Origin of the sequence: Flavobacterium granuli (genome assembly GCF_031456055.1) — a bacterium.
GTDB classification, from domain to species: Bacteria; Bacteroidota; Bacteroidia; order Flavobacteriales; family Flavobacteriaceae; genus Flavobacterium; species Flavobacterium granuli_A.
Genome location: NZ_JAVDTX010000004.1, coordinates 129,281 through 141,668, shown reverse-complemented (window position 1 = coordinate 141,668; position 12,388 = coordinate 129,281). Strand labels below are relative to the sequence as shown.

The 12,388-nt window shown below is 34.1% G+C and carries 8 protein-coding genes; 7 read left to right on the top strand and 1 reads right to left on the bottom strand.

Annotation, left to right across the window (positions count from 1 at the left end; translation table 11 throughout):
• Positions 1–44: 44 nt before the first annotated feature.
• The 7 genes from araA (at position 45) to J2W95_RS09605 (ending at position 10,322) form a co-directional block, all read left to right on the top strand.
• Positions 45–1,553: an L-arabinose isomerase gene (gene araA / locus J2W95_RS09635; protein ID WP_310006364.1), complete on the top strand. Its 1,509-nt coding sequence runs from the start codon at positions 45–47 to the stop codon at positions 1,551–1,553.
• Between the two features lie 117 nt (positions 1,554–1,670).
• On the top strand, positions 1,671–2,858 hold the full coding sequence (locus tag J2W95_RS09630; protein ID WP_310006363.1) for an aldose epimerase family protein: 1,188 nt from the start codon (positions 1,671–1,673) through the stop codon (positions 2,856–2,858).
• Between the two features lie 670 nt (positions 2,859–3,528).
• A complete protein-coding gene (locus tag J2W95_RS09625; RefSeq protein ID WP_310006361.1) occupies positions 3,529–6,279 on the top strand; it encodes a TonB-dependent receptor in 2,751 nt (916 codons plus the stop codon).
• Positions 6,280–6,304: 25 nt separating this feature from the next.
• On the top strand, positions 6,305–7,582 hold the full coding sequence (locus tag J2W95_RS09620; RefSeq protein WP_310006359.1) for a parallel beta-helix domain-containing protein: 1,278 nt from the start codon (positions 6,305–6,307) through the stop codon (positions 7,580–7,582).
• Between the two features lie 6 nt (positions 7,583–7,588).
• Entirely contained in the window at positions 7,589–8,656 is a 1,068-nt protein-coding gene (locus J2W95_RS09615; protein ID WP_310006358.1) for an SO2930 family diheme c-type cytochrome, read from the top strand.
• Positions 8,657–8,901: 245 nt separating this feature from the next.
• Positions 8,902–9,780: an alpha/beta fold hydrolase gene (locus J2W95_RS09610; protein ID WP_310006356.1), complete on the top strand. Its 879-nt coding sequence runs from the start codon at positions 8,902–8,904 to the stop codon at positions 9,778–9,780.
• Positions 9,781–9,857: 77 nt separating this feature from the next.
• Positions 9,858–10,322 carry an OsmC family protein gene (locus tag J2W95_RS09605; RefSeq protein WP_310006354.1) on the top strand — a complete coding sequence of 155 codons (465 nt, stop codon included), beginning with the start codon at positions 9,858–9,860 and terminating at the stop codon, positions 10,320–10,322.
• A 56-nt stretch (positions 10,323–10,378) separates the two neighbouring features.
• On the opposite strand, the gene J2W95_RS09600 is transcribed toward J2W95_RS09605, so the two are convergent.
• Positions 10,379–12,298, bottom strand: a complete 1,920-nt coding sequence (locus J2W95_RS09600) for a glycoside hydrolase family 97 protein (RefSeq protein WP_310006352.1) — start codon at positions 12,296–12,298, stop codon at positions 10,379–10,381.
• Between the last annotated feature and the right edge of the window lie 90 nt (positions 12,299–12,388).

The window sequence follows — 12,388 nt, the reverse complement described above, 5'->3', positions numbered from 1 at the left end:
CGATTAAACAATTCAACAAATAAACGATTTAAACGATATAAAAAATGATAGATATCTCTCAAAAAGAAATTTGGTTTGTAGTAGGAAGCCAAGAATTATACGGTGAAGAAACATTAAGAAAAGTAGCCGAACATTCTCAAATAATTGCAAAAGGATTGGACGCATCCTCAAAATTACCAGTAAAATTGGTATACAAAGATGTAGTAAAATCACCTGCACAAATCTTGAATGTATGTTTGGAAGCAAATTCCAACAAAAACTGTATTGGTATCGTGGCTTGGATGCATACTTTTTCACCAGCCAAAATGTGGATTGGTGGTTTAAGCATTTTGAATAAACCATTATGTCATTTACATACACAATTCAACGCAGAAATTCCTTGGGCTAGTATTGACATGGACTTCATGAACTTGAACCAATCCGCTCACGGAGACAGAGAATTTGGTTTTATCATGTCCAGAATGCGCAAAAAACGTAAAGTGATTGTAGGTCACTGGGAAGACGAACGCGTTCAAACCAAAATAGGAAACTGGACAAGAGTTGCACTAGGTTGGAACGAACTTCAAAACCTAAAAGTAGCTCGTATTGGTGACAATATGCGTGAAGTTGCCGTTACTGAAGGAGATAAAGTAGAGGCTCAATTACGTTTCGGAATGTCTGTAAATGGATATGATTCATCTGATGTGACCAAACACATGGAAAAAGTAACCGACAAACAATTGAACGATTTATTGGCTGTTTACGAAGCTTCTTATAATTTAACTCCATCCCTTTTAGAAGGCGGAGCGCAAAGACAATCTTTGGCAGATGCTGCAAAAATAGAATTGGGATTGAGAGCTTTCTTGGAAGAAGGTGGTTTCGGAGCATTTACAGATACTTTTGAAAACTTAGGAGTTTGGAAACAACTTCCTGGAATTGCAACTCAACGCTTAATGGCAGATGGTTACGGTTTTGGTGGTGAAGGCGACTGGAAAACTGCTGCAATGGTTAGAGCATTGAAAGTAATGAATGTAGGACTTGAAGGAGGAACTTCGTTCATGGAAGATTACACTTACCACTTTACACCTCAAAAATCATACGTTTTGGGATCGCACATGTTAGAAATCTGTCCATCTATCGCTGACGGAAAACCAAATTGTGAAGTTCACCCATTAGGAATTGGAGGAAAAGAAGATCCAGCACGTTTGGTATTCAATTCACCAGCTGGAGATGCAATCAACGTATCACTTGTAGATATGGGAACTCGTTTTAGATTAATTGTAAACGAAGTGACTGCCGTAAAACCAATGGCCGATTTACCAAAACTTCCGGTTGCGCGAGTATTATGGGATTGCAAACCAAACCTTGATATTGCAGCAACAGCTTGGATTCTTGCAGGTGGAGCTCATCACACAGTGTATAGTCAAGCGGTAACTACTGAATTTATGGAAGATTTTGCAGATATTGCTGGTATCGAATTATTGGTAATCGATGCAAATACCACTATTCGTAATTTCAAAGATACGATCAATGCCAATGAAGCTTATTTCCATTTGTTTCAACACGGTCTATAATAATTTAGGTTAATACAATAGAGTCTTAAAGTCGGAAGAAATAGAATTAAATTTTTATACTTTTGGCTTTAAGGCTTTAGCCTTTTAAATAACTAAAAAACCAAAAAAATAAAATATATGAATCTAGTAAGACGTTGTATTTATGGAATTTCCATTTTAAGTTTAGCAAGTATGAATGTACAGTGTAAAGGAGAGAAAAAAGAAGGCGCAGCAGAAACTGCTCTAGAAACTAATGCTACAGATTCTGTATCAATAACAAAATCAGTATATGGCAAAACCGACAAAGGAGTGCAAATTGACCAATATACTTTGAAAAACCATAAAGGAATGGAAGTAAATATCATCACTTATGGTGGTATTATTTCTTCTCTAAAAGTACCCAACAAAGCGGGTAAATCAGAGGAAGTGGTGATTGGTTTCAATTCACTAGAACAATACCAGAAAGCCAATCCATATTTTGGTGCCCTTATCGGAAGATACGGAAACCGTATTGCTAAAGGAAAATTCACTTTGGACGGAAAAGAATATTCTTTGGCAATCAACAATGAACCAAATGCTTTACACGGAGGGCCAGAAGGTTTCCATAGAGTGGTTTGGACTGCTGAGGAAGCTAAAGGAGGAGATTCTGCATCTCTAAAATTAAAGTATGTAGCCAAAGACATGGAAGAAGGGTATCCTGGAAACTTAACGGTTTTTGTTACTTATACTTTGAACAAAGACAATGCTTTGGACGTGCAGTATGAAGCAACTACCGATAAGAAAACGGTTGTGAACTTAACACAACATTCATATTTCAATTTGTCATCTGATTTCTCTAAACCAATTTTGGATCACGAAATCACTATTGATGCAGACAAATTAGTCCCTGTAGATGCAACGCTTATCCCAACAGGTCAATTGACGGATGTAACCAATACTCCATTCGATTTCAGAAAACCGAAATTGGCAGGAAAAGAAATTGGAGCCAATGACGATCAATTGAAAAAAGGATTGGGTTACGACCACTGCTGGGTATTAAACAACCAAGACAAAGGAGATCGTTTAGTAGCTTCTGCTTACCATGCTGGAAGCGGAAGACTATTGGAAGTATATACTGACCAACCTGGAATCCAATTCTACTCCGGTAACTTCTTAGATGGAACTTTACCAATGAGAAACGGCGGAACATACGCCCACAGAACTGGTTTTTGCTTGGAAACACAACATTATCCAGATTCACCAAATCAAAAAGATTTCCCAACGACTGTCTTAAGTCCTGGAGAAAATTATAAAACAAAAACTACTTTCAAATTTTCTGTGAAGTAATTTAAAATACTAGTACCATATAATTTGGTTATTTGTTGGATATCTAGTTTATAAACTGACACTTGTTGGTTTAAAGTTCCTCGGGAGGTTATACTTCCGAGGTTTTTTTTTGTTTATAAAATGAAATTACAAAATTGATTTGCTATTGAAATTATGTACCTATCTGTTTCATTTTTGTTTAAACAGAATTACATCCACTAGGGGGAAATTTTGATACTGCTAAAACTCTTAATTGGAGTACTTAAAAATCGTTTTAGTCGACTACATAAATTGGAATTGATTTTAAAATCAATTCCAATTTATGTAGTTCTTTACGTATTTTTTTTATATGCTAGCATATAATTTAGCTGATTTTGATTAAATATTATTTATTTAACATTTTATTTTGTATAGTTGTAATATATTGTGATATAAAAAACACTTTTGTAAATTAATTCCAAATTTTATGTAAGAAAAAGATTTTAAAAACATGTAATTACTAATGAGTTTAAAAACAGAGCTTTATAGTTTTATATCTTTTTTTACAGTTTATAAATTAATAATTCCTTTTTCAAGAAAATATTGGTTTTTATAAATTAGACAAATAAGATAAATTTTATTTATTCTTGCTCATAGTACTGTTTGTAATTCAATCCCTAATAATCCAACAACTTAACCAAATTTACCACCTATGAAGAAACATTATTTAATTTTAAATTTTATTTTATTTTTTAGTATTACAGTAATAAATGCACAAAATACAATCAGTGGAAAAATTATTAACAGTACAACAAAAGAAAAAGTATCGGCAGTTTTAGTTAAAATTAAGAACGCAAAGGAAAGTACTTATTCTGATGAATATGGTAGATTTCAGTTGTCAGGTAAAGAATTCCCTTTGACAGTAGTAGTTTCAAGTTTAGGGTTTCAATCAAAAGAAGTCGAAGTAAAAGAGTCTTCCTCTTCATTAGTTATAGAAATGGATCCTGGAATGGCATTAGATGAGATTATAGTTACTTCTGCAAGCCGCGTAGCGCAAAGAAAATTAAGTTCACCGGTAACCATTGAGCAAGTAAGTTTGAAAGAAATTAAAAACTCACCACAACTGAATTATATTGATATGGTCCAGGGGCTAAAAGGAGTTGATGTAACAGTATCAAGTATTGGTTTCACCAGTATTACCACAAGAGGATTTAACACGAGTGGAAATACCAATTTTACTCAAATTGTGGATGGTATGGATAACCAGGCACCAGGACTAAATTTTCCTTTGGGAAGTGCATTAGGTCCAAATCAATTGGATGTTGATAATATCGAGGTCCTTTCGGGTGCATCATCTGCATTATATGGTTCCAGAGGTTTAAATGGTACAATGGTAACAACAAGTAAAAATCCGTTTAAATACCAAGGATTAAGTGTTCAGGTTACTCAAGGAATAAATCATGTTGGGAACAATGGCAATGACCCGGTATCTCCGTCGTTGTACAGTGATTATTCGTTTAGATGGGCAAAAAAAATTAATGAGAGACTGGCATTTAAAGTAAGTGCACAATATACCGATGCTAATGATTGGGTTGCTACCAACGCAGACGATAAAAATGGCATGGGGCCAATTGAAGTGAATCCAAATTATAATGGAATTAATTACTATGGCTCGAACACTTCCGTTAATATCAATCCGTTTTTAGAAGGAGCTAAGGCAGCCAATCCAGACCTTGCACCACTTATAGATCCGCTTTTGACTAAAGAAAACAATGTAGCCCGAACTGGCTATCCCGAATACAATTATTTGGATAATAATGCCAAACTTTTTAAAGCTAATGCCGAATTGCGTTATAAAATTTCACCAAATTTAGAAGCCATTGGTTCTGTTAATTTGGGACAAGGAACAGTAGTTTATACCAATGATACTCGTTATCAAATTAAAGACTTTAAGGTAGCTCAGTACAAAGCGGAATTGAAAAGTGACGATTGGTTTTTTCGTACCTATGCCACAACCGAAGATTCTGGAAATACTTTAATTGCCGGGCCTACAGCTCAATTAATAAATGAAGCCTGGAAACCAAGTTATGATCCAAATACAGGGGATGGATGGTACCCTCAATATACTATGGGATTACTAACTGCTTTGGCTGGTGGAGCTTCAGTAGACCAAGCTAATTTAGATGCGAGAAGCTTTGCCGATATTGGCAGACCTGCACTTGGCAGCACTGAATTTAACTCGTTAAAAGATCAAATTAGCTCAACTCCAACTTCACAAGGAGGTACACTTTTTACAGACAAAAGTAAATTGTACAATTCTGAATTTCAGTATAATTTTTCTAAATTAATCACCTTTGCGGATATAATTGCGGGTGCGAATTGGAGATTATATAATTTAAACAGTCAAAACACCTTGTTCCCGGATGAAGATAAACCTATCAATGTAAATGAGTATAGCGGTTATATTTCGGGAACCAAAAAAGTACTTGATGATAAATTAAATATTGGAATTTCATTCAGAGTAGATAAAAATTCATTGTTTGAAGATGCTAAAACGACCTCAAGAGCTTCGCTGGTTTATGAAGTAGCCCATGAAAACTTTTTGCGCTTTTCGTTTCAAAATGCCTATAGTTTCCCTTCCAATATACAAGCATTGCAGAGTACTTTAATCGGCATGAATCAATATGCTTCTGGAGGTTCTAAACTTTTATTGGTTGATACATATCATTTTGATCAATATAAACCTTATACTGCAGAAAGTGTTCAAGATTATCAAAATTCGGGAGATGCCTCTCAATTGAAAATATATAATTATAAGGACATTAGACCACAATCCGTTAATTCGTTTGAAGTTGGTTATGCTGCTTTGATCAATAAAATATTTTTAGTAGATGTTTTAGCGTATTATTCAAAATGGGAAAATTTTATTGGTTATGTGGATGTAGCGAACACCCCAGGATCAACAGATCCAACAGCATTCCAGGATCCATCAAAATATGTGAGTTACAATATTGCTGTAAATGGAGCAGAAACCGTAAGCAGTTTCGGTTATGCAGCCAGTGTATCTGTTGATTTTGGAAAAAACTTCATTGGAAAAGTGAATTACTACTCCGATCATTTAACCAATAATAATGATGATCAGGTTAAAAATTTTAATACGCCAAACTATCATATAAATGTGGATTTGACGAATACAGGATTTGGAAAAAAACAACTTTTTGCCTTTGGTACATCATTTAGATACAAACCAAGCTATGAATATGCAGTAACTGGTAATATGGCTACTGGTGAAGTTCCATCATCGGCTGTTATAGACGCCCAACTAAGTTATAAATTGGTAAAAGCAAATTCCGCAATCAGAATAGGAGGAACTAATATTACCAATCAATATTATTATACTGGAACAGCAAACCCAGGTATTGGCGCCGTTTATTATGTTTCTTTATCATATAATGTCCTTTAAATTAATTATAACTAAAATTGAAAAAATGAAAAAAAATGCCTCAATTCGGATGATTACTTTTTTAAGCGTAATCACTGTGTTATTTTCTTGCAAGTCAAATGAAGACAATTATAAAATTAATTTGAGTTTTAATCCCGGTGATGAAAGTAAAATTATAGATGCATGTTTATCGCTAAAAGACAGCACTAGTATTTTACTTAAAGCAGGTACTTATAAATTTGAGAATTTAAGTATGGCTTTGACAAAGCACATTTCATTTAAAGGAGAAGGTCATGATAAGACAATTTTGGATTTTTCCAGTCAAACTCAAGGAGGAGAAGGAATTCGTGTAACCAATGTAAATGATTTTGTATTTGAAAACATTAGTATTCGCGACTCTAAAGGGGATTTGATTAAAATTAACGGAAGTACCAATGTGGTGGTAAGAGATGTTCATGCCACTTGGAAAGTAGCTGATTCTACTAGTGGAGGCTATGCCATTTATCCAGTTTTATGCAAAAATGTATTAATAGAGAATTGTTACGCATCGGGATCATCTGATGCCGGAATCTATGTAGGTCAATCCGATAAAGTGATAGTAAGAAATTGTAAAGCAGTCAAAAATGTAGCAGGTTGCGAAATCGAAAACACTTCACATGCTGATGTGTATGATAATGAATTTTACGACAATACAGCAGGATTTTTGATTTTTGATTTACCGGGTCTTTCAAAACGAGGCGGATTTGTTAAAGCCTACAATAACAATATACATGATAATAATTTGCGTAATTTTGCAAAATCAGGAAGTTTTGGCACCTCATGGGGTGTAGGAAATGCGGCTCCGGGAAGCGGTGTGATCATTTTAGCGGCTTCCAATATTGAATTGTATAATAATAAAATAGTCAACAATAATACGTCAGCAATAACCATCGCTTCCGGATTTGCAGTTGATGAAAAAGCAGGTGAAAAAATTAATGATAAATACTTTCCAATCTCTCAAAATATTTCAATTCATGATAACGAATTGAAAATGGGTGGTGCTTTTCCAAAACCTGCATACGAACACCATATTGGTAAAATTTTGGTCGCTGTAGAGCAACAATTAAATGCTAAGGATCCTAAACGAACTAATAAACGCATTCCATTAATTACGTACGATGGTATAAGTACCAATATTCTGAAAAATGAAAACAAAGAAAATCCGGATAAAATTTGTATCAATGAAACGGAAGAAAATATTTTTGTATTTGCTGATTTTTTAAATATTACTAAACCTGAAATGTGGAATCCATCAACAAATGTTGCTGCTTACAATTGTAAATAATAAAAAATGAAAAAAGTTATCAAAAGAGTATCGGTTTTATTTTTGGTTATTGGTACTCTTTACTGTGTTCAAAGTTGTAAAAATAAAAATGAAAACTCAAATTCCGATTATCAATCCGTTGCTGACTTTGCTTTCAAAGAAAAACTGTCTGATTATGGTTTTTTTATTGGAAAATTAAAAGATTTAAAAAGTAACGAAGGAATTTTAAGTTATAAATTGAATTCAGCTTTGTTTACGGACTATGCCCTTAAAGATCGATTTATCGTTGTACCAAAAGGAACTAAAATGAAATATACTTCTTCCGGAGTACTTGACTTTCCTAATGGGACTATTTTGATTAAAAACTTTGCCTACACCAATACCGATCATCAAAAAATAATGATTGAAACTCGATTATTGGCCAAAAATCCAAAGGATAAGAAATGGTATGTGATGAATTACTTATGGAATAAAGAACAGACTGATGCTGTAAAACATATCTCTGGGGCTAATATTCCAATTACTTTATTAGATGAGGAAAATAATATAGTTTCAACAACGTATAAAGTTCCGAATACAAATGATTGCAAAAGATGTCACGTCAATCAAGCGGTTTTAACTCCAATTGGACCCAAAGCAATGAACTTGAATAACGTTGTTTCAGGCGAAAACCAATTGGGAAAATGGGCTGATTCTGGGTATTTACAAGGCTTACCTGAAATCACAAAAGTACCTGTTCTACCAAATTGGGAAGATGAAGACACATATGATTTAAATCAAAGAGCCAGGGCTTATTTGGATATCAACTGTGCGCACTGTCATACCAAAGGAGGAGACGCTTTTAATACAGGCCTTTTCTTAGAATATGGACAAAACGAAAAAAGTGTTGTTGGAATTATGAAAGAGCCTGTTTCTGCCGGAGGCGGCGCCAATGGACTTAATTTTGATATTGTTCCTGGAAATGCTTCCGAATCCATTTTGTATAACAGGATGGACAGTACCGTGCCTGGTACCGCCATGCCTGAACTTGGCAGAAGTGTGAAGCACAAAGAAGGAATAAAATTAATACATGATTGGATTCAAAGTATGAAATAGCAAGTGTCTTGCATGAATTTTATTGAAAAAGGCTGATTCAAAATAAATTTGAGTCAGCCTTTTTTGCGTATTGAAATTTTAGACACAGATTACACAATTTTTCGTAGAACAGCTCCTCGGGAGATTTTACTTCAGAGGTTTTTTTATTTGTAAATATTAAAACACATTACAATTTGTAATGATTTTGTTAATTTAATCAATTCTTTCTTATATTTGAGAGATAACTATTATAAAAATATTTACAAATGAAAAAATCAATCAAAGTATTACTTCTGTTATTAATATCTTCAATATTTGGAATGGCAAATGCTCAGGTTCAGATGAATTTTAAATTTGACACACCTTATGGTAAAAATACCGCAGTTGGAAAATTTGCTGAAATCAATGGAGCTAAAATCTACTATGAAGAATATGGAAAAGGAGAACCTTTGTTATTGATTCACGGAAATGGAGGAAGTATTGAATCAATGGGAAATCAAATCGATTATTTTAAAAGTAAATACAGAGTTATTGTTGCTGATAATAGAGGGCAAGGTAAATCGGAGTTGAAAACGGATTCTTTGACATACGTTCAGATTACAAAAGATACAGAGGAATTAGTTAATAAGTTAAAACTAGATTCAATAAGTATTATTGGATGGAGTGATGGTGGAATTGTTGGTTTGCAAATGGGTATTTCAGGTAAGTCAAAAATAAAGAAAATTGTGACGATGGGAGCAAATTTAAGACCTGATTCTACAGCTGTTAATTCGTGGGCTATAAAAGATGTTCAGAACATGAAGAAAATGGTTGCATCAAAAATTAAAGAGAAGGACACTAGTGAGAATTGGAATCTACTAAAACAACTTGCCGGACTTTTGGTAGATCAACCTAATATTGCTACTAAAGATTTGTCAAAAATCAAAGCAAAAGTGCTGATAATGGCAGGAGATAAAGACATTATTAAAAATGAACATTCAGTAGAAATTTTTGAAAACACACCTAAGGCTCAGTTATGTATTATGCCTGGAGAAACCCATTTTGCACCGGCTTCAAGTCCGGAAGTATTTAATGCATTAGCCAATAAGTTTTTATCAGAACCGTTTAAAAGACCAAATTCAGATTTGTCTAAAGGCGGTAAATAAAATTGAATCAAAAGAATTATATCATTTTAGCCATGAATTTCAAGTTCATTTAATTCGTGGCTAAAAAAACCAAAAAAATGACTTTCAAACACATATTCAAAGCGGAAGCAAAATGGACTTCAAATCAAGAAGATTCAACAAAGAGATTTTACAGCAAAAGTCACCAGATTTTAATTGAAGGAAAACCGATTTTAAATGTTTCGGCTGCTAAAGCTTTCAAAGGTGATCCGGAATTATACAATCCCGAGGATTTACTTTTAAGTAGTTTGGTTTCCTGCCACATGATGTCCTATTTATATGTCTGCTCTCAAAACGGAATAGAAGTTTTGGAGTATTCAGATAATGCCGAAGCAACACTTGAGGTTTCTCCTGATGGAAGCGGACGTTTTATTGAGGTAAAGTTAAATCCGAAAGTAACTATTGCCAATCCTGATAAAATTCAACTGGCTTTGGATTTACATCAAAAAGCAAATCAATTATGTTTTATTGCTAATTCTTGCAATTTTCCTGTTTTGCATAATGCAACTTGTGAAGTAAAATAAATAAGCCACATAAGTTTACTAACATGAACTTATATGGCTTATATGGTTATAAAAAATTACATCTTCACCACAAAACCACCATTGGGTTTCATTATAACTTTTAGTTTTGTTCTTTTTGATATTGGAAGTTGTTGGAATCCTTTCTCGTTTTCCAAAATAATATAACCAGAATCATTGGTTACAAATGACAAATCTATTTCTATTTCTTTGGCTTTATTTTCTCCATTAATTCCAACAATGTGCCAAACATTATCTTTTTTTCTGGCCATAACAATATACTTTCCTGGGTATCCATCTATAAATTTGGAATCATCCCAATTCGTTGGAATGTCTTTTAGATAATCCACCACATATTTTGGCATTTTTACCATTCCCACAGGAGTTTCGGCAATGTGTTGAATCCCAGACAAGAATAAAACAGGCAAAGCCAACTCAAATGCAGGTGTTGTTTTACGTTTGATATTCGGAATAGAATCCAATACCATAGGTGTGAAGTCCATTGGATCAAAAGCATTTCTGGCAAAAGGAAGCATAGCGCAATGGCTAGCTTGTAAATCGGCAATGTCTTGAAAAAAAGTGATATATTCTTGCCCTTTCACAGCCTCGGTAGTCAATAAATTAGGATAGGTACGTTGCAAACCTCTAGGCAAAGTAGCTCCGTGAAAATTGACCAATAATTGATGTGCTGCAGCGTCTTTCAACATGGCGTGATAATACGCAATCATCGATTGTCCATCACCTCCAAAAAAATCAACTTTGACTCCAGCAATTCCCATTTCTTGTAATCTTGAAAATTCTTTATCTCTATCGGCGTGGCTTAGCAATTTACTTTTCGGATGGTATTCTGTACTATTCCAAGATCCTGATGAATTATACCAAACCAATAGTTTTACGTTTTTTTCTTTGGCATGAGCCACCAACTCCTTCATTTTAGCATCGCCAATACGAGTATCCCAGTCTGCATCAATTAAACAATATGGCCAATTCATGCTGGAAGCATAATCGATAAATTGTAAAGTAGTTTCAAAATTAACTGAATCATCCTTCAGCAAAACCCAACTCCAAGAAGACAATCCACTTTTGATAAAAGAAGTATCCATAGGGATGGCTGGATCTGCCAAATCAGTTCCTAGTGTACTTTCAGTAATAGTTTTTAATGACCCAATTGTTATAATTCGCCAAGGCGTGTACCAAGGCAATTGCGATTCTGGGTTAAGAGCACCGTTTGGAAAAATCTCTTCTTTTTGCGGAAAGGTTACCTGCAATGCTTTTGAGGAATCATTATAAACCAATCGGCTGCCACAGTAGTTCTCTTGCAATCCAGTTTCGGCAATCAAAACCCAAGCATCATTAGCGTTAAACAATGCTGGATACACCCAACCTTCACCAATTACTGGTTTCGTATTTACCGGAACACCCATCGAGTAATGCTCTTCGTATGACGGATTAGTTTCTTTCCATCCCGTTTTAGCTTTAGACATTGGCTGTAACCATGCTTTTGCGGCAGCGTCAAAATTATAGGTAGTTTTCTCTTCCGTTATTTTTTTGATATCGCTTGAAGTTTTAGGAAAATGGTAACGCAAAGCAACTCCATCATGTGAAATCTGAAAAATGATTTCCATCACCTCACCTGTACTGTTTTGCAAACTCACTGTATATTGATTGGCAGCATAGTTGATCTTTTTTCTTTTCCCTTGCAACATATTATATGAAGACTGAACAGCTTTCGCTTCAGATACTTTTACAATCTTCATGTTATTATAAAAATTGCCATCTTCCCGAACAATTCCAAGCTCAGAAGTATTAATGACCAATTTATTTTTAAAGAAAACTTTGTAATAAGGTGTTTTCTTTGGAGTCAGATTAAATTCAACTTTTATTGTTTTATCGGAGTTGAAAAACGAATAATCGGCGGGGTTTTCAGCAAAGGAGAATACTGAAAAAGCCAATAAAATGATACTGCATATTTTTTTCATAATTATAAGTGTTTATTTTACACTTACAAGTTTACAACAAAAATTCTTCATAATAATGATTCAGACAAAAAAATACGGCTCTGATTGTAA

Coding starts and splice junctions, on each gene's coding strand:
- araA (WP_310006364.1), top strand. CDS start 45: ATGATAGATATCTCTCAAAAAGAAATTTGGTTTGTAGTAGGAAGCCAA.
- J2W95_RS09630 (WP_310006363.1), top strand. CDS start 1,671: ATGAATCTAGTAAGACGTTGTATTTATGGAATTTCCATTTTAAGTTTA.
- J2W95_RS09625 (WP_310006361.1), top strand. CDS start 3,529: ATGAAGAAACATTATTTAATTTTAAATTTTATTTTATTTTTTAGTATT.
- J2W95_RS09620 (WP_310006359.1), top strand. CDS start 6,305: ATGAAAAAAAATGCCTCAATTCGGATGATTACTTTTTTAAGCGTAATC.
- J2W95_RS09615 (WP_310006358.1), top strand. CDS start 7,589: ATGAAAAAAGTTATCAAAAGAGTATCGGTTTTATTTTTGGTTATTGGT.
- J2W95_RS09610 (WP_310006356.1), top strand. CDS start 8,902: ATGAAAAAATCAATCAAAGTATTACTTCTGTTATTAATATCTTCAATA.
- J2W95_RS09605 (WP_310006354.1), top strand. CDS start 9,858: ATGACTTTCAAACACATATTCAAAGCGGAAGCAAAATGGACTTCAAAT.
- J2W95_RS09600 (WP_310006352.1), bottom strand. CDS start 12,298: ATGAAAAAAATATGCAGTATCATTTTATTGGCTTTTTCAGTATTCTCC.